At 43.1% G+C, this 16,593-nt stretch carries 20 protein-coding genes; 12 read left to right on the top strand and 8 right to left on the bottom strand.

Going from position 1 to position 16,593, the window contains the following annotated elements:
• The first annotated feature begins 231 nt into the window (after nucleotides 1–231).
• The 4 genes from GKR61_RS05110 (at nucleotide 232) to GKR61_RS05125 (ending at nucleotide 3,240) form a co-directional block, all read left to right on the top strand.
• Nucleotides 232–852 carry a LuxR C-terminal-related transcriptional regulator gene (locus GKR61_RS05110; RefSeq protein WP_036953257.1) on the top strand — a complete coding sequence of 207 codons (621 nt, stop codon included), beginning with the start codon at nucleotides 232–234 and terminating at the stop codon, nucleotides 850–852.
• A 207-nt stretch (nucleotides 853–1,059) separates the two neighbouring features.
• Nucleotides 1,060–1,431, top strand: a complete 372-nt coding sequence (locus GKR61_RS05115; RefSeq protein WP_230083122.1) for an ArsC family reductase — start codon at nucleotides 1,060–1,062, stop codon at nucleotides 1,429–1,431.
• A gap of 10 nt (nucleotides 1,432–1,441) precedes the next feature.
• On the top strand, nucleotides 1,442–2,572 hold the full coding sequence (gene dapE, locus GKR61_RS05120) for a succinyl-diaminopimelate desuccinylase (protein WP_036953255.1): 1,131 nt from the start codon (nucleotides 1,442–1,444) through the stop codon (nucleotides 2,570–2,572).
• On the top strand, nucleotides 2,569–3,240 hold the full coding sequence (locus GKR61_RS05125; protein ID WP_036953254.1) for a M15 family metallopeptidase: 672 nt from the start codon (nucleotides 2,569–2,571) through the stop codon (nucleotides 3,238–3,240). Before dapE ends, GKR61_RS05125 begins: the two co-directional genes overlap by 4 nt.
• Before the next feature lie 43 nt (nucleotides 3,241–3,283).
• Here GKR61_RS05125 and GKR61_RS05130 read toward each other — a convergent pair whose 3' ends face one another.
• The gene (locus GKR61_RS05130) at nucleotides 3,284–3,676 is read right to left on the bottom strand and encodes a DUF454 family protein (RefSeq protein WP_036953425.1); all 393 of its coding nucleotides are present in this window, start codon (nucleotides 3,674–3,676) and stop codon (nucleotides 3,284–3,286) included.
• 118 nt (nucleotides 3,677–3,794) lie between these two features.
• On the opposite strand from GKR61_RS05130, the gene GKR61_RS05135 reads away from it, so the two are divergent.
• Entirely contained in the window at nucleotides 3,795–3,989 is a 195-nt protein-coding gene (locus GKR61_RS05135; RefSeq protein ID WP_036953252.1) for a YpfN family protein, read from the top strand.
• Here the strand turns inward: GKR61_RS05135 and GKR61_RS05140 are convergent.
• On the bottom strand, nucleotides 3,970–6,018 hold the full coding sequence (locus GKR61_RS05140; RefSeq protein WP_154639592.1) for a tRNA(Met) cytidine acetyltransferase TmcA: 2,049 nt from the start codon (nucleotides 6,016–6,018) through the stop codon (nucleotides 3,970–3,972). The two genes, GKR61_RS05135 and GKR61_RS05140, sit on opposite strands and share 20 nt — an antisense overlap.
• 8 nt (nucleotides 6,019–6,026) lie before the next feature.
• Complete coding sequence (locus GKR61_RS05145) at nucleotides 6,027–6,479, bottom strand: DUF441 domain-containing protein (protein ID WP_036953250.1); 453 nt, start codon at nucleotides 6,477–6,479, stop codon at nucleotides 6,027–6,029.
• A gap of 389 nt (nucleotides 6,480–6,868) precedes the next feature.
• On the opposite strand from GKR61_RS05145, the gene GKR61_RS05150 reads away from it, so the two are divergent.
• The 5 genes from GKR61_RS05150 (at nucleotide 6,869) to GKR61_RS05170 (ending at nucleotide 10,295) form a co-directional block, all read left to right on the top strand.
• The gene (locus tag GKR61_RS05150; RefSeq protein ID WP_154639593.1) at nucleotides 6,869–7,294 is read left to right on the top strand and encodes a PPC domain-containing DNA-binding protein; all 426 of its coding nucleotides are present in this window, start codon (nucleotides 6,869–6,871) and stop codon (nucleotides 7,292–7,294) included.
• Nucleotides 7,295–7,356: 62 nt separating this feature from the next.
• A complete protein-coding gene (locus GKR61_RS05155) occupies nucleotides 7,357–7,938 on the top strand; it encodes a membrane protein (RefSeq protein ID WP_036953246.1) in 582 nt (193 codons plus the stop codon).
• Nucleotides 7,939–7,946: 8 nt separating this feature from the next.
• On the top strand, nucleotides 7,947–8,651 hold the full coding sequence (locus tag GKR61_RS05160) for an energy-coupling factor transporter transmembrane component T (RefSeq protein WP_195848377.1): 705 nt from the start codon (nucleotides 7,947–7,949) through the stop codon (nucleotides 8,649–8,651).
• Complete coding sequence (locus tag GKR61_RS05165; RefSeq protein WP_230083123.1) at nucleotides 8,642–9,508, top strand: energy-coupling factor ABC transporter ATP-binding protein; 867 nt, start codon at nucleotides 8,642–8,644, stop codon at nucleotides 9,506–9,508. Before GKR61_RS05160 ends, GKR61_RS05165 begins: the two co-directional genes overlap by 10 nt.
• Entirely contained in the window at nucleotides 9,495–10,295 is an 801-nt protein-coding gene (locus GKR61_RS05170) for an energy-coupling factor ABC transporter ATP-binding protein (RefSeq protein WP_154599202.1), read from the top strand. Before GKR61_RS05165 ends, GKR61_RS05170 begins: the two co-directional genes overlap by 14 nt.
• Before the next feature lie 68 nt (nucleotides 10,296–10,363).
• On the opposite strand, the gene purC is transcribed toward GKR61_RS05170, so the two are convergent.
• The 4 genes from purC to dapA all read right to left on the bottom strand — a co-directional run bounded on the left by purC (nucleotide 10,364) and on the right by dapA (nucleotide 14,125).
• Nucleotides 10,364–11,077: a phosphoribosylaminoimidazolesuccinocarboxamide synthase gene (gene purC, locus GKR61_RS05175; protein ID WP_036953240.1), complete on the bottom strand. Its 714-nt coding sequence runs from the start codon at nucleotides 11,075–11,077 to the stop codon at nucleotides 10,364–10,366.
• 309 nt (nucleotides 11,078–11,386) lie between these two features.
• Nucleotides 11,387–11,845 (bottom strand): hypothetical protein, encoded by a 459-nt coding sequence (locus GKR61_RS17675; RefSeq protein WP_230083124.1) that lies wholly within the window; start codon nucleotides 11,843–11,845, stop codon nucleotides 11,387–11,389.
• A 302-nt stretch (nucleotides 11,846–12,147) separates the two neighbouring features.
• Complete coding sequence (gene bamC, locus GKR61_RS05185; RefSeq protein WP_036953238.1) at nucleotides 12,148–13,200, bottom strand: outer membrane protein assembly factor BamC; 1,053 nt, start codon at nucleotides 13,198–13,200, stop codon at nucleotides 12,148–12,150.
• A gap of 16 nt (nucleotides 13,201–13,216) precedes the next feature.
• A complete protein-coding gene (gene dapA, locus GKR61_RS05190; RefSeq protein ID WP_051422710.1) occupies nucleotides 13,217–14,125 on the bottom strand; it encodes a 4-hydroxy-tetrahydrodipicolinate synthase in 909 nt (302 codons plus the stop codon).
• 248 nt (nucleotides 14,126–14,373) lie between these two features.
• Between dapA and GKR61_RS05195 the strand changes: the two genes are divergently transcribed.
• Both GKR61_RS05195 and bcp read left to right on the top strand, forming a co-directional pair.
• Nucleotides 14,374–14,931: a glycine cleavage system transcriptional repressor gene (locus GKR61_RS05195; protein WP_036953236.1), complete on the top strand. Its 558-nt coding sequence runs from the start codon at nucleotides 14,374–14,376 to the stop codon at nucleotides 14,929–14,931.
• A 14-nt stretch (nucleotides 14,932–14,945) separates the two neighbouring features.
• Nucleotides 14,946–15,416, top strand: coding sequence for a thioredoxin-dependent thiol peroxidase (gene bcp / locus GKR61_RS05200; protein ID WP_036953234.1), 471 nt, complete (start codon nucleotides 14,946–14,948; stop codon nucleotides 15,414–15,416).
• A 77-nt stretch (nucleotides 15,417–15,493) separates the two neighbouring features.
• Here the strand turns inward: bcp and GKR61_RS05205 are convergent, their stop codons facing one another.
• The gene (locus GKR61_RS05205) at nucleotides 15,494–16,576 is read right to left on the bottom strand and encodes an AI-2E family transporter (RefSeq protein WP_108478038.1); all 1,083 of its coding nucleotides are present in this window, start codon (nucleotides 16,574–16,576) and stop codon (nucleotides 15,494–15,496) included.
• Nucleotides 16,577–16,593 lie beyond the last annotated feature (17 nt).

Genomic DNA, 16,593 nt, shown 5'->3' on the forward strand with positions numbered 1-16,593 from the left:
CAATCTTAGTTATTATTTTTTTGAAATTAATGTATTATTCTAAAGCTCGTTTCTTTTTAGCCTTAATATATCCAGCTCCATAATATTCGCTCCCATTATTCATGCTTTTATGCGGCTAATTAATTCATCAATTAAGAATAATGATTTCATGTAATCTTAAATATATTATATTTTAACTATATCAATTCTAGTTAATCTAATAAGTTGTCAGACATAAAAAAGGAACCCACTATGTCTAATCACACGGTTATGATTATCGATGAACACCCTATCTTTCGTTTTGGACTGTCTCATTTATTAAAATCAAAAGCTGACTTTGACGTAACGGCAGAAGTTTCAAATAGTAAAGAAGCGCTGAATATCGCCACCAGCAAACAACCCAACATGATACTGATAGATACTATTCTTCATGGTAATAAAACATTCGAAACGATTCGATTACTACGTAAGCATTGCGCTAATAGTTATTTGCTGGTTCTTTCGCTCTCAACGATGAAGACTGATATCTACGCCGCTATCGATGCCGGTGCCCAAGGTTATTTATTAAAAAATAGCGAACTCGATATGTTGCTTAATAGTATGAAAAAAGCGATGGATGGACACCATGTATTTAGCGAAAAAGTTTATCAGCATCTGATTACTCGGCATCAATCTAAAGATCCACTCTCCACATTAACTCGCCGTGAATGCGAAATATTGCACGAAATGGCGGCAGGGTTAAAGAACAGAGAAATCTCTCAACTATTATTTATTTCTGAAGAAACCGTTAAAGTTCACATTCGAAATGTTTTAAAGAAATTACGAGTCCGATCTCGTTTAGAAGCCAGCTTAATATACATGCGTTCAAAATAATTTAATCTGATTTAATTTAATTAACGTAAGTTGCCTAAATTAATTATTTTATTATTTATATATAAAATTATGAATATTAACTCTGCCTTAGTTATTATTAAATCGCTTATTAGATTAATAAATCTTTTCGATTCAAAGGGGTAGACCATAATTGTATTTTCCCGCATTATGTATGGCATACATTGTTCGCCATCAGAGGAAAATCATATGTCCAACACCCCTACATCCCCTTATATCATGTACGGAATTAAAAACTGCGATACCATTAAGAAAGCTCGCCGTTACTTAGACGATAACGCAGTCAGCTACCAATTCCATGATTACCGCGTTGATGGCATCACTGATGAACTCCTCTCTACATTTTTGCAACACATCGATTGGGAAGCCTTGGTAAATAAACGAGGTACAACTTGGCGTAAGCTCAGTGATGAAGAGAAAAATGCAGTTGTTGATGCTGATAGCGCGAAAAAAGTCTTACTGGCTGAACCTGCGATGATCAAGCGCCCTGTTCTTGTTTCCGCTAATGGTCATTATCTTGTCGGGTTTAACACCGACGACTACAAAAAATTCACAAAATAAAGGTGACTCAATGAATTGCCCTGTCATTGAACTTGCAAAACAACTTATCGCCCGCCCCTCTATCAGCCCAGATGACCAAGGTTGCCAAGATTTACTCATCGAACGTTTGAATAAAATCGGCTTTACGGTAGAAAAAATGCCATTTGGGGATACTCTCAATTTTTGGGCTCACCGTGGTGATAATGGCAAAACTCTCGCCTTTGCGGGTCATACCGATGTCGTCCCTGCTGGCGATCACAGTAAATGGCAAACTCCGCCATTTACGCCAACAATTATCAATCAACATTTATATGGTCGTGGTGCTGCCGACATGAAAGGCTCTATTGCCGCCATGGTCGTTGCCGCTGAGCGCTTTGTAGAAAAACACCCAGCTCATACTGGTCGTCTCGCGTTTTTGATTACCTCCGATGAGGAAGCTAAAGCGACCCACGGAACCGTAAAAGTGGTAGAGACGTTACAAGCCCGTCATGAGCCAGTCGATTACTGCTTAGTAGGGGAACCATCCAGCCAGTCTGCGCTTGGTGACATCATTAAGAATGGTCGTCGCGGCTCTATCACCGCTCACTTAACTATTTTGGGCACCCAAGGGCACGTTGCCTATCCACATCTGGCGGATAACCCAGTACATCGTGCAACTGGCTTTCTGCAAGAGTTAGTCTCCACTAAATGGGACGATGGCAACCAATATTTCCCAGCTACCAGCATGCAAATAGCCAATATCAATGCAGGTACAGGCGCCGATAACGTCATTCCTGGTGAACTAAAAGTACAATTTAATTTCCGTTTTAGCACCGAACTGACAGATACCGTGATCCGCGAACGTGTAGTTGGCATGTTAGAGCGCCATGGGCTGAATTATCATTTAGATTGGTTCTTATCAGGTCAGCCATTCTTGACGGGCGACAGTGAATTAGTAAGTGCAACAGTACAAGCGATCCAAGAAGTCACAGGGCGCGCAACCACCTTATCTACCAGCGGCGGCACCTCTGACGGGCGTTTTATCGCCCAAATGGGTACCCATGTTATCGAGCTAGGTCCATTGAATGCGACAATCCATAAAGTGGATGAGTGCGTTAGCGTCGATGATTTACAACAGCTCGCCGTGATCTACGAACGTATCATGGAGCTACTATTACTATGACTCTCTCCATCGAGATGTTAACAGGGCGCTCAACCGACCATTTAGTGACTTTGGGCGGTAATCACCGCCTACAGTTTAATACCACTAAAGCATTCCTTGCCATGCAGCAAGTGGCGGCACGCGCCGGGTTTAAACTACAATCCGCCAGTGCTTTTCGTGATTTTGCTCGTCAGCAGATCATTTGGAATGAAAAATTTGCTGGTAAGCGCCCTGTTCTTGATACCCACAGTCAGCCGTTAGATATTTCAACATTATCTGAAGGGGAATTATGTGAGGCAATCTTGCATTGGTCTGCGCTACCAGGGGCTAGCCGCCACCACTGGGGTACAGAGATTGATGTTTACGACCCGCTACGCATTCCTGCTGGACAAACTTTGCAACTAGAACCGTGGGAATATCAAGAAGAGGGATATTTTGCTGAGCTTAATCACTGGTTAACCGACAATATGGCGACCTTTGATTTTTACCGCCCTTTCACCGCAACTAATGCAGGTGTAGCGGAAGAACCTTGGCACATTAGTTATTGGCCGTTGTCTCATGAAGCTGAGCAGCTATTAACGCCAGGAATTGTTAGGCAGGTACTAACCGAGGAAGATATCAGTGGAAAAACCTGGTTATTAGATAACCTTGAGTATGTTTTCAACCGCTATATTAAAGTGCCTGAATGATTTATCTGTCACTCAGTCTCTTGCTGAGTGACAACTTTCCTTATTACGAACCTTCGTTATTCTGATCCGAATTTGACACATCCACGACAGGCAAGCGGTACATAAAAATCAGTAACCAACACATCCCTAAAAATAACCCAATTTTTAGCCAGCCATAGCTGACCACCCAAATCGAAAAAGCAAACGTAATAACAATTAATGTCATGGCTTTCGGTTTTACACCTTTTGGTAGCGCGCGATGCGTTTGCCAGTGACGTAAATACCCGCCGAACCATGAACGATATAGCAACCAGTTATGAAAGCGTGGTGAGGAACGCGAAAAACACCATGCCGCTAATAATAAAAAACAGGTCGTTGGCATGACGGGTAAAATAGCGCCAAGAAAAGCTAAGCCAACAGCAATCCATCCTACTGTAATGAATATGATTTTCTTTATATTCACTCAGGCTCTCCCGTTACAACAAAAAACATGGTTAAATGACCCCACTAAAACCTACCAACTGCGTCATGTGGGCAGGGCTACACATTATTATGATTAAAATAAGAAGGCAAATATGCATTGGTTAGCCGATTACTGGTGGATCATCCTACTGTTATTAGTCGGGGTCATTTGGAACTCAGTAAAAGAGATGATGCGACTCGACCCCAAAAAGTATTTAGATGACAAACCTGAAATTCCACCTCACAAAGATAATAATCACCTCTGGGATGATGAAGACGACGACTGGCCTAAAGACAAAAAGCGCTAATTTGTTGCCTTAAACTTTTCACCACTTCAGGGTAATAGTCATTCAGCCACTGCGCAACTTCGGCTCTTGCGTGTTTTAACCACTGTTTTTGCCCTACTAACCCTAAGTGCATAGCAATACACTCCACAGATAGCCCTTGATGATAATACTTCGCAAGGGTAGAACCTGTTATTTCAGCCGAATGTTGTTGCTGTAAAATCGCTAAAAAACGCTGTAATGACGGCTCACTGGCGGCTAACGAACGATGGTAGTCGCTAAAGCCGACCAATTCTAGCCAATCTCCAGCGTCAAGATGCTGTTCAAATGTGCTTTTCAGACTAAATTCATTCAGATCATGACGCCAGAATAGATCTCGCTCTAATCTCTGTTGCCCTAAATGGCAAATTGACTGCGCTTCTGCGGATAATGGCAATATCGCCATCGCCGTGAAACAACCGCTACTCGCCTCAACATGCCGCCCAATTCGCACGATCTGGAACCCTGATGATTGCCAAAAAGCCAATAATTCTGGGGTTAAACCAAAGCTGACCGATAGGAAGTCTAAACCGTCCTGAATGCCTTGCTCGATTTGCGATTCTAATAACCGGTAGCCAATTTTTTGGCGACGATATCCAGCATTTACAGCGATACGCATCACTCGTCGAGAACGTAATGTCGGGGCTTGAGGGAAATAGCAATGCGCCGCAAGGGATTGAGCAACCAGATTTCCCCGTGGGCGCCGCTGTCCTGCCCAAATTTGCCAGCTCAGTTTTTCATCTAAACCGCCTTCATCCACCATCCATACTGCGGCAATAACATCCTGATTATGATGGCTTGCGACAGCAAAGTGCTGGTGTTGCGCATCCAATAATCGGCGTAAATCTAACGGCGAAGTCCGATAATGCGCTGCGGTCAATAAACCATAAAATGCGTGGAGTTGTTTGGGATCATGAGCCAGTTGCTGCTGGCTAAGTGACTTAAGAATAATCGGTTCTGACACAACATTCACCGATATAGAGCTTTCCAATAATAAACTTTGGTTAATAACCTTTTCGAGCGGGTCATGTTCTGCAAAGCGAATCGGCTGAGTGAGCCACAGCGAGGTAAAATTTTCGAGGCTATCACAAAATTTCATCATAAACCCACGCCCCGTACCTTCATAACCTTCCACCGTCGTGGTCATAAGGACCCGAGGGAAAAAGGCGATAATCTGACGCAGGATATGGGAAGAAATGGCGGCAGCTTCATCAATAATTAGCCAATCAGCCTCAATTTTCTGCCCTGATTGGCAATAGTGAAGTAGCGCATCAGGCGCCCAAAATTTAAGTTCATGCTCTGCATATTCAGCAATCACACCAGTGGTCACTTTCGCTGGCGCACAACACCAACACACACCTTTCCATGCTTTTATCAGCATACCCGCAACGGTGGACTTGCCTCGTCCGCGAGGGGCTATTAACCCCCATACTCCGTTTTCTGCTGACAGCAATTGTCCAAGCGCATCTTGTTGCTGTTGGGTCGGCTGACCACTGGGTGCTATCCATTTGGGGTGATCGGGTAGCAAATTCAGTACGCCAGGTTGGTTTTGCTCCTCTCGCTGTTGATCAACAAACAGTACATCAGGGAGATTCTGGAAAGTGCGTTGTAAATGATGGACAAAATTCAGTGTGGGGATTTCACCAAATTGCTCATTCCATCTCACACTATCCTCATCATTTTGCTGCGCCCACAGAGATTGGGGTGGAGTGCAAAGCACCAACAAACTTCCTGCTTTTAGGGTTCCCGCTAAGATAGCCAGCGCTTCGCTGTGTAACCCTTTACGCGCATCAAAAATACCATGAACAAATTCACGACCAAGCAATAGTTGGGCTTTTTCTGGTGGAATGCTATTAGGTAATTCAGGTGAAATACAGAGCCAATCCCCTGCTAAGAAATCTTGAAATTCCTCAAGCTGAGATGTGACCCACTCATGCTCCCCAGATAACACCAGCAAGCGGCGAAAACCGATATGATGTAGTTGCTCAACAATCGCTTGTAATGAATTTTTCATCGCCAAGATTACGATTTACCAATAAGTAATGACAGAATCCCTGCGGCAATCAATGGTCCAACAGGAACGCCTCGGAATAAGGCAACACCAATCACCGTGCCCACCAATAGCCCTGCCACCGTCGAAGGCTGGCTCCCCATCAGCGCTACACCCCGACTGCCTAGCCAAGAAACCAATATACCAATCACTATTGCCAGTAATGATTTCCAATTCAAAAAGGAGCTTAATACATCATTTGCTGAGATTTTTCCGCTCGCAATGGGCGCCATGACACCTATAGTCAAGATTAAAATTCCGATGGTTAACCCATATTTTTCGACCCAAGGGAAGAAATTATTCAGCGGCGTGATCCGCACCACCAGCAAAAATAGCATGGCTAACGTTACTGTCATGTTGTGGCTGATAATGCCTAATCCTGCCAATACCAGCAAAATGATCAGTGTAGGATCCACTTGGCTCATAATTTTTCCCCTGTAAAATAAATGCATTGCGACAACACAGTTCCACCGCGTCAATTGAGTGAGTATGTTATTGATCTCGCGTTGAAGAGGCAAATCATCCTTCACCTTCAAACGCTATTTTCTGTAGTCTATCTGAAAAAAGTTTATCTTAGAAAATAGGTTTCCCTTCATTCATGGAACCCTAATAAAACTTAAGCTAAATAATCAGAATATTCGATACTCCCCATTGTTTTTTCATCCACTATTCCGACCTTCTTGATCAATATTTTTTAAGATACAGAGTGTTTCACTAAAAAAAACCAAAAAAAATGTCTTTAACAGACAGCAATTTATCTATTCGTATAATAGATTGCCGTAATCTATAAACACGATTCACTAGGATCTCGGCTATGTCTCACGATTTAACCACTTATTCAAACGCTCGCTTTATCGCACTGCGTCTACGTCCAGGGGAAGATGTCATTCTTACCTTACGTGAACAGGTCAAACATCATCAGTTGCAAGCCGCATTTATTGCTGGATGTGTGGGTAGCTTGACCGATGTCGCCTTGCGTTTTGCTGGGCAGGAAAATACCCATCTTACCTCAGGTAAATTTGAAATTGTGTCACTGATAGGCACCCTTGATGCTCAGGGTGAACATCTGCATTTGGCGGTTTCCGATGAAAACGGGCAAATGAGCGGTGGACATATGATGCCGGGTTGCACCGTCAGAACTACCCTCGAATTGATTATTGGCGAACTGGAAAACAAAACCTTTATCCGTGAGCCTTGCGCGCTCTCAGGATATGAAGAATTGGTCGTCACTTCTCGTTAATTTTTGTTCTATTTTGATTTCATTCTAGCTTTAATTTACAACTTATTAGGGATATTAAATTCATGGCAAACTCGTCAATCATTTCCAGCCGAACATTGGCTTTAATTGTTTTTTCGATTGCAATCAACATGGTAGTTGGGCAATTAAGTTCCATGCTAAAACTACCTATCTTCCTTGATTCTATTGGCACGATTATCTGTGCGCTGCTCGCAGGTCCGTGGGCAGCTATCTTTAGTGGTTTAGCGACTAACTTGCTTTGGGGTCTTTTAACTGGGCCTATCGCAGCAGCATTTGCCCCAGTCGCGATGATGATCGGCTTAAGTGCTGGTTTGCTAGCGCGTGCCGGCGGTTTTCGTACCCTACCACGCGTTATTTTATCGGGAGTGGTGATCACTATCGCACTGATGATTGTTGCGGTACCTATTCGCACCTACTTATTTGCAGGAACCACTGGTAGCGGAGCAGACTTTTTTGTGGCTTATTTCCATGCTGTCGGTGAAAACTTATTAGAGTCTGTGGCTATCACTGTTTTAGGCGCCAATATTGCGGATAAGATAATTTCAGCCATTGTGGCTTGGTTGCTTGTCCGCCGTTTACCTGAGCGCGTTCAGCGTACTTTCCCGAATATGGCTAAAGTTCGCTAGGGGTTAGGATGCACCCTTTTACTTCATTGGCCTTATGGTTCTGGTTTAGCGCTAGCACATTGATGCTACCGCTAGGCTGGGGATTAGTTATCGTTGCTTTCGCTACCCTTGCCGCAGTCATCTTGCGCTCAGCATCATTCCATCGCTGGAAATTTATCGCGGGAATAATGTTACCAATGGCGGTAGGACTTTGGCTAATCCACGGAGGGTGGCTAAGTGAATTATTAACAGGCTCACCGCCACAAGCCCTTCAGCAGCAAAAAGCCATGGCTTTATGGCTGCGTCTGCTCGCCATCATTAGTGCCTCTCAGTTATGGCTACAGTATATTCCCACTGAACGGTTTATCCGAGCGCTATTTGCCAGTCGCCTCCCGGCCAGCTTTGCCTATGTGCTTGCGGGTCCACTTTTACTTGTTGAACAACTTCGTCAGCAGCTTGCCACGATTCGTGAGGCTCAGCTTGCCCGAGGGGTTCCCTTAGATGGCCACTTTTGGCAACGATTAACGACGTTACCCGCCCTATTGCTTCCCCTGGCGAGCCAAGCACTCAGTGAGCTAACTGTCCGCAGTGCAGCCCTTGATATGCGAGGTTTTCGCTACACTCGCCATCGCACCACATTGAATAAACCTGCGGATAGCCGCCTTCAATATGCATTGCGTCTTGGCTTATTAGCACTAATCGTGATTGAAGCAGGGGTGGCGCTATGTTGGTAAACATGATGGAAAATAGGGTGGTAAGTCTACAGCAACTAACATTTACGCCTCAAGACAGCGAGAAACCTATTCTGTCAGAGATTAACCTAGCTCTATCACACGGAAATTGGCATTGTGTGTTAGGCGGAAATGGTAGCGGAAAAACCACATTAGCCCAACTATTAGCGGGTTGGTTGCCTGATCAGCTAACCGGAAATATCACGGGTAATGGCATGATCCTTGCTCAACCATTAGGGGAGCAATCTTTAGTTGAACTCTCTATTGAGCGTCAACTCGTGCAACAATCTCCGCAGTTACAACTCTCTGGCTGTACGTTTACCGTTGAGCAAGAAGTAGCTTTTGGTCCCGAAAATTTAGGGCTTCCGCCTGAAGAAATCGTTCAACGGGTTGAACAGGCTCTTGAGTTAACATTCAGCCAAAATTTACGCACTCGTCACCCGGCAACACTCTCCGGCGGAGAAGCGCAGCGCATTGTATTGGCGAGTGTTCTTGCTATGCAACCTCGATTATTACTATTAGATGAAGCCTTTAGCCGCTTAACGCCCGTAGCCACACATCGATTACTCACTCAGTTAAAAAATTACAGTGAACAAACCGGCTGTTGTGTAATTTTGTTCGAACGGCATTTACTGCCAGCTCTGCATTTTTGCGAAGATTTTTCGTTGCTGGAACAAGGCAGTATTACTGCTCAAGGGAATATTGACGCCATATTTTTACCCGCACAGCAGACAATCAATATGCCCGATGGATGGCGTGTTGTCGGGAAATTAATGGAGCGTGGTAGTTGGCACTCCCCGGTGCCTCGCAATGAACAACAACTGATTCAAAGTATTGAGGCGTGTTATGCTGCAAATTAATCAATTAAGCTTTCAATACACTCCGAAAACCGCACATGCCATTGAGGATCTCACACTGACAATTCACTCTGGGGAATGGGTGGCATTGGTGGGAGACAATGGCGCAGGCAAATCCACCTTATTGCGTTTAATGGCCGGTTTATTGCTGCCTTCACAAGGGGAAATCGATTTTAATCAACAACCTCTCAGTGGATTGAAAGCAGCAAAACGCGCTCCGCAGATTGGGATTTTATTCCAAGAGGCTGAAAAACAGATTTTTCATAGCACGGTGAAAGATGAAATTATGTTTGGATTACGCCGCCAAAAATTATCCTCATCGGATATCGCTGAAAAATTAAAGCGAGCTTTAACACTCTGCCATTTAACAGATGTTGCGGATAAACACCCGCTTGATTTACATTCCGCTCAGCGGCGCATGGTCGCAGTGGCCTGTTTAACCGCTATTCAGCCTAAATTACTGCTGTTAGATGAGCCAAGCCGTGATTTCGATACACAGTGGTTAGGGTATTTTGAGCAATGGCTCGATTATCAAAAACAATTGGGTGCTACGGTTGTCACGATCAGTCATGATTTGGATTTTGTGGCTCGCCATTTTGCGCGTGCGCTACATTTATCCCAAGGTCGCTTAGTGGCAGATGGTAATATTGAGATGGTATTACGCCACTCTGAGTTACAGCCAGATTCTGTTTTACCTTCCCCAACTTTGCATTCTCTCAGCCATCAGCTAAATCTACCTATCGAAAACCAAGCTGAGCGTTGGGTTCAGCGATTTCTGGCACAGTCATGATTTGAAGACAAAAAAATAGCCTGCTGTTGGCAGGCTATCATTCTTCATATTAGCGAAGCTTTAGAAACTTAATCGAGTTTAACGCCGATACGACGAGCAACTTCTTCATAAGCTTCAATCAAGCCACCAAGGCTTTGACGGAAACGGTCTTTGTCCATTTTGTTCAGGGTTTCTTTATCCCACAAACGGCTACCGTCTGGAGAGAATTCATCACCCAGCACAACTTCACCTTTAAATAGACCAAACTCAAGTTTGAAATCGACTAAGATAAGACCTGCGTCCGCAAAAATCTTGCTTAAAACATCGTTCGCTTTGTAGCTCAGTTCGCGCATTTTCGCTAAGTTTTCTTTGCTCACCCAACCAAACGTTTCGCAGTAAGACTCGTTCACCATTGGGTCATGCTTAGCGTCATCTTTCAGGAATAAGTCGAACAGAGGCGGGTTTAAAATCATCCCTTCTTCAACCCCAAGGCGCTTAACCAGAGAGCCTGCCGCACGGTTACGGATAACGCATTCAACCGGCACCATATCCAGTTTTTTAACCAATGCTTCAGTGTCAGATAATAAGGCTTCCATCTGTGTAGGAATGCCTGCTTCTTGCAACTTAGTCATGATGAAATGGTTAAATTTGTTATTAACCATTCCCTTACGGTCAAACTGTTCGATACGCTCGCCATCGAGTGCTGATGTATCATTACGGAACTCCAGAACTAATAAATCTGGATCCTCTGTGGTATAGACCGTTTTTGCCTTACCACGATACAACTCAGCTTTCTTTTGCATCTTAAACACTCCAGGGATGTGATTACACTCAATAGAAATCAACCTGCACAGCAGATTCAGATAAGTAACAGTAGAATAGATCGCTAAAAATAGCGGGTTCATTGTTAATTTTCTGCTCTGATTCAGTCAGTTATCCCAAAAACATTGATACAGCGCTAACTAACTGATATTCAATATTTTATGATTAACTGCTAATTATGATAATAAAATTCTCTCGCATACGCAAACGATTACTTAGCTGCAAATACTGATTTTTTGTCCATTTGTTTCACCGAGAATTTTATGAAGGATAGATGTGCAGATGGGTAGTTAAAGTAATGGATGTTTGCTGATTACAATCAGTTTGTGGGTATATACGTCGATATCTCTACCCCAAAGTTGATTAATCCATTGCTCAAAGAATTCAGATTCAGTATGGATTTGCGTTAGTGGCCTGTCTTCGAGCGTGCCATCGGAAGCATAAATATAATAGCATTGATAAAATGCCCAAGAAATCATGATTTCCCAGAAGCGTTGCCCATCACGAGTATGCTCTTCATCCGTTACCATGATGCTATGATTGTCGAGTAAATGAATGAAAAATACTCGAGGTAAATCGCCAATATTATTCCGGTGTAGATGGGATATAGTGCGCCAAACTTTAATTTGCGTGCATGTGGTTTCACCAAAGACAATATCGGTACGCAGTTTCAATTCTAGCAAATATATCGTTTCTGGCTCTTCTCCAGTAGTCACCATCCGATATTGGTTTTTCTTACATGATTTCATTAATCGGTATCCTTGAGGTACCACATAATTTGGTAAATCAAAAACAGTGGCCCCCTCCTCTAGAAAACTTCTTGTATGAGCAATATTATTTAATGAATTTAGTAAATTATCATTAAAGCTTGTCCCAGCAATTCTTCTTGGCATCGTTATATTATTCCTACTATCCATTGGTTTCGATGCGCTATTATCCATAACTTTTCTTTCACTGTTAGCCATTAGAGCCTGAAGTTTATCCGAAAAAAAACGCCATCCCATAGGACGGCGTTTTCACTTGATAGAACAAATAAGTTAGCTATGTAAACTTATTTTTTAGTCGGTGCTTTACTGAAAGCGGCTTTCAGTGCGGCGACCATTTCATCATTCTGTTTCTGAGTTAATGGCACGCCTTTAGTGTTGATAAACTGTAGGCTACTACGGTTATTCAAATCACCCACTTGAACTTTATAGTCATCTTCAGGTACCGATGGGTCATCAATACCCAGCGCTTGCCACTCAGAGCTGCTCAAGCCTTTGTAAGTCACCATGACGGAACCTGCTGAGCGGCTACGGTCACCCACTTTCATACCAACACTTTCTAATGCGTGAGGTAAACGCTCCCAAACTGCATCGTACGGTGCACGAACGATAACCACTGGTAAGCCAGTGTCATTGCTACCTGTTTGAACATCAATGATGCCATAGGCGCTTTGCAAGCTATTTTTGCTTGAGGTATCACGCAGTGTGTACAGAGCGTCGGTTAAATCGTTTAATAACAGTTTGTTATAGCGTTGAATTTCCGCTGCATCTGTTACCGTTTCATCACCTTGGCGTAAGCCTAAGTTAGTCACTGTTAATGCAATCATGCCATTTTCTGGCTGAACAGTGACTTTATGACGGCTCTCTAATGGGACGTTTTCGTCTGCACGATCCCATTTAATCCAGTCAGTTTCGATAGAGCGAGAACCATCGTTCTTCGTAGAGACTGGGATGCCACGCTGTTCTAAAATCATGGTCACTTGTGACCATAAAGCATTATTTTCAGGAGTATTATCTAGCAACAAACGGCTGGCTTCTGCGCTGTTTTCAGTGCGTGAACCTGCTAATTGTGAAATCGTCAGTACTGGTGGGCGAATATCTAACGCTTTCCCAACCGCCCCTGTTGAGGTGGTTTTAGGAATGTCATATTCTCCATTAGTTGCTGGTAAAGTGATCCCCTGCGGCGCATTCAGCACTTTCAATGGCGCAGCATTAAGATATTCCTCATCACCACTAACCTGACGTTTATAGCGCTGATCGCTGGAGCAGGCTGCCAGTAACACGACAAGTGACAGGCCAGCAACCTTCATAACCTTCGATTTTTGCAATAATGTTGCCATTAAAATTCCCTAAATTTTACAGTAAACCCGCGAGTTTCAAGGCATCTTCAACCTTTTGCTGTCCAGATACAGTTAACGGTGTCATTGGTAACCGTAAAGTATCATCCGCAATAAGACCTAAACGATGACAAGCCCATTTCGCAGGGATTGGATTCGGCTCAACAAATAACTGATGATGAAGTCCCATCAGCTGTTTATTCAATTCACGGGCCTCAGTATATTTGCCCGCAAGCGCTAAGTCACACATTTTTACCATCTGCGCAGCCGCGACGTTGGAGGTGACCGAGATGACGCCCTTTCCACCGAGTTGCATAAAATCAAGTGCGGTCGCATCATCGCCAGAAAGTAGAACAAAATGGTCATCAACCAACTCTTTGATTTGATGAACCCGTGCTAAGTTCCCTGTGGCTTCTTTAATTGCCACAATATTCGCCAATTTCGCCAAGCGGCCCACAGTTTCAGGTAATAAATCACATCCAGTGCGCGATGGTACATTATAGAGAACTTGTGGCAAGCTGGTGTTTTCTGAAATAGCTTTAAAATGCTGATATAAACCTTCTTGTGACGGTCTATTATAATAAGGTGTTACTGTTAGGCACGCAACTACACCACTGTTTTCAAACTCATTTGTTAGTGAAATCGCTTCTGCGGTTGCATTTGCACCTGTTCCCGCAATAATTGGGATACGTCCATCAGCTAACTCAAGCGTCGCTTTCACTACATCAACATGCTCTTTATGGTTTAATGTTGCTGATTCCCCCGTTGTTCCCACTGACACAATCGCAGAGGTTTTGTTTGCGACATGGTAATCCACCAGTTGTTTCAAGCTTTTTCTATCAACGTTACCCGCTGAATCCATTGGTGTGATCACAGCAACAATACTGCCTTGTAAAAAGTCTTTGTAGTTTACGTTTTGATTAGCCATCGCAATGCCCCCTAAATAGTGAGTTTCCATGTTACGTTTTCATTTCACAGAAGAAAACCACCCAAACGCAAGATTTTAATGAATTTTGTTAATGCCGATGACATTAACTTAAATAGAAGTAATAATTCAGCCATATTTGTCGCAAGAGTGAATCGCCCCACTTGGCAGATTCACAATTTTATGGTTTCCTTACCACCATCCTGAGTCAATATCATTGACCTAAATTTAGTCAAAATAAGGAAGATACTTTGCCTAAGACTGAACCGCAATTTCTTGTTATTACTGCGCTGGGAACAGATCGTCCGGGCATTGTGAATACAATTACACGCCTTGTCAGTGAATGTGATTGTAATATTGAGGATAGTCGACTCGCTATGTTTGGCGAGGAATTTACTTTTATAATGATGTTATCCGGCAGTTGGAATGCTATCACGCTTCTAGAAGCGATTTTACCGACTAAAGGGGCTGAGTTAGATTTGCTGATTGTTATGAAACGCACGCATAGTGTACAAAAAACCTACTATCCGTCTACTGTAACTGTGAATGTGATGGTGGACGATGCGCCGCGTATTATTGAACAGTTTACCAATTTGTTTACCACTCAACAGTGCAACATCGCAGAATTAATTTCTAAAACACAGCCTGCAAATGATACTCAACCGGCTCAATTGGAAATTCAAATTACAGCCCATGACCCACTGGATGATAATGGCATAATTATAAAGAATAAATTTCAACAACTATGTACAATGCTAAATGCCAAAGGCAACATCAGTATTGTTAACAACCCCAAAATGCAGAGTTAACGGAGATATATGTAATGAACCCATTGAAAGCCGGTGATAAGGCACCTCAATTTAGCCTTCCTGACCAAGATGGTGAAATCATCAATCTTTCTGATTTCCAGGGTCAACGCGTATTAGTTTACTTTTATCCTAAAGCGATGACACCAGGCTGTACAGTTCAAGCATGTGGACTGCGTGATGAGATGGATACACTAAAAGCAAAAGGTGTCGAAGTTTTAGGTATTAGTACAGACAAACCAGAAAAATTGGCTCGTTTCGCTGAAAAAGAGTTATTAAACTTCACACTGTTATCCGATGAAGATCATCAAATTTGTGAACAATTTGGTGTGTGGGGTGAAAAACAATTTATGGGTAAAACTTATGACGGTATCCACCGCATTAGTTTCCTTGTCGATGCAAATGGTACCATCGAGCACGTATTTGACGATTTTAAAACCAGTAATCACCATGAAATCGTATTAGCGTACATCAACGCTAACGCCTAATACTGATACATAGTGATTAAAACCTAATCACTAAAAAGGGTTGCTTATTTTGCAACCCTTTTTTCTTATTGGCTCTTTTAGCCTTCTGTTTTTTCTATTGTTTCACTATCACTCAAATCTTGTGGCCACGCGTTAATTACCGCTTTGATTAAGGTTGCGAGCGGGATCGCAAAAAATACGCCCCAGAATCCCCATAAACCACCAAAAATCACCACCGACAAGATAATCACGAGTGGGTGTAAGTTCACGGCTTCTGAGTACAACAGCGGCACAACGATGTTACTGTCTAGCCCTTGGATCACCAGATAAACAATAAACAGTGACCAGAACTCAGTACCTATACCCCATTGGAATAATGCGACTAAAACCACCGGAATGGTGGCTGCCACTGCACCGATGTACGGAATCAAAACAGAAACGCCAACCAATACCGATAACAGCACTGAGTAACGCAAATCAAAATAGGCAAAACCAATATAGGTACAGACGCCAACAATCACCATTTCCGTGACTTTACCACGTAAATAGTTGGTAATTTGTTGATTCATTTCCAACCAGACTTTACTCACTAACTGGCGATTTTTTGGAAGAAGTTTAACAAAGCTTTTGGTGATCTTTTCTTTATCTTTTAGTAAGAAAAACATCATTAATGGCACTAAAACCAGATAGACGGCTAACGTAAAAATACCAATTAATGAAGCGACTGACGCTTTCACCACAGACTCCGCAACAACTGACAATCTACTGCGCACATTATCTGCCATCATATCAATGATGCCAGCATCAACGAGTGCAGGATATTGCTCCGGTAATCGGCGAGCAAACTCGCTAAAGCGATTAACCATGTTAGGTAAATCCGCCACGAGGTTGATCCCTTGTTGCCACGCTGTTGGTGCAATAATTAAGATCACCATGGCACTTATTCCAGCAAACAAGGTCAAAATGATGCTAACCGCTAAAACGCGGGATAAACCAAGTCGTTGGAGTAAATGTGTTGGCCATTCAAGTAAATATGCTAAGACAATTGCGACTAATAATGGAGCCAGTATACTGCTGAAAAAAAAGATGACCAGAAAGCCAATAACCAGCAAACTAAACAAGGCAACTGCTTGCGGGTCAGCAAAACGCCGACGGTACCATTGTAAAAACATTTCTAACATTCATTGGCTCCTGGGAA

Origin of the sequence: Providencia sp. wls1916 (assembly GCF_009706585.1) — a bacterium.
Classification (GTDB): domain Bacteria; phylum Pseudomonadota; class Gammaproteobacteria; order Enterobacterales; family Enterobacteriaceae; genus Providencia; species Providencia lanzhouensis.

Coding starts and splice junctions, on each gene's coding strand:
- GKR61_RS05110 (WP_036953257.1), top strand. CDS start 232: ATGTCTAATCACACGGTTATGATTATCGATGAACACCCTATCTTTCGT.
- GKR61_RS05115 (WP_230083122.1), top strand. CDS start 1,060: ATGTCCAACACCCCTACATCCCCTTATATCATGTACGGAATTAAAAAC.
- dapE (WP_036953255.1), top strand. CDS start 1,442: ATGAATTGCCCTGTCATTGAACTTGCAAAACAACTTATCGCCCGCCCC.
- GKR61_RS05125 (WP_036953254.1), top strand. CDS start 2,569: ATGACTCTCTCCATCGAGATGTTAACAGGGCGCTCAACCGACCATTTA.
- GKR61_RS05135 (WP_036953252.1), top strand. CDS start 3,795: ATGCATTGGTTAGCCGATTACTGGTGGATCATCCTACTGTTATTAGTC.
- GKR61_RS05140 (WP_154639592.1), bottom strand. CDS start 6,018: ATGAAAAATTCATTACAAGCGATTGTTGAGCAACTACATCATATCGGT.
- GKR61_RS05145 (WP_036953250.1), bottom strand. CDS start 6,479: ATGAGCCAAGTGGATCCTACACTGATCATTTTGCTGGTATTGGCAGGA.
- GKR61_RS05150 (WP_154639593.1), top strand. CDS start 6,869: ATGTCTCACGATTTAACCACTTATTCAAACGCTCGCTTTATCGCACTG.
- GKR61_RS05155 (WP_036953246.1), top strand. CDS start 7,357: ATGGCAAACTCGTCAATCATTTCCAGCCGAACATTGGCTTTAATTGTT.
- GKR61_RS05160 (WP_195848377.1), top strand. CDS start 7,947: ATGCACCCTTTTACTTCATTGGCCTTATGGTTCTGGTTTAGCGCTAGC.
- GKR61_RS05165 (WP_230083123.1), top strand. CDS start 8,642: ATGTTGGTAAACATGATGGAAAATAGGGTGGTAAGTCTACAGCAACTA.
- GKR61_RS05170 (WP_154599202.1), top strand. CDS start 9,495: ATGCTGCAAATTAATCAATTAAGCTTTCAATACACTCCGAAAACCGCA.
- purC (WP_036953240.1), bottom strand. CDS start 11,077: ATGCAAAAGAAAGCTGAGTTGTATCGTGGTAAGGCAAAAACGGTCTAT.
- GKR61_RS17675 (WP_230083124.1), bottom strand. CDS start 11,845: ATGAAATCATGTAAGAAAAACCAATATCGGATGGTGACTACTGGAGAA.
- bamC (WP_036953238.1), bottom strand. CDS start 13,200: ATGGCAACATTATTGCAAAAATCGAAGGTTATGAAGGTTGCTGGCCTG.
- dapA (WP_051422710.1), bottom strand. CDS start 14,125: ATGGCTAATCAAAACGTAAACTACAAAGACTTTTTACAAGGCAGTATT.
- bcp (WP_036953234.1), top strand. CDS start 14,946: ATGAACCCATTGAAAGCCGGTGATAAGGCACCTCAATTTAGCCTTCCT.
- GKR61_RS05205 (WP_108478038.1), bottom strand. CDS start 16,576: ATGTTAGAAATGTTTTTACAATGGTACCGTCGGCGTTTTGCTGACCCG.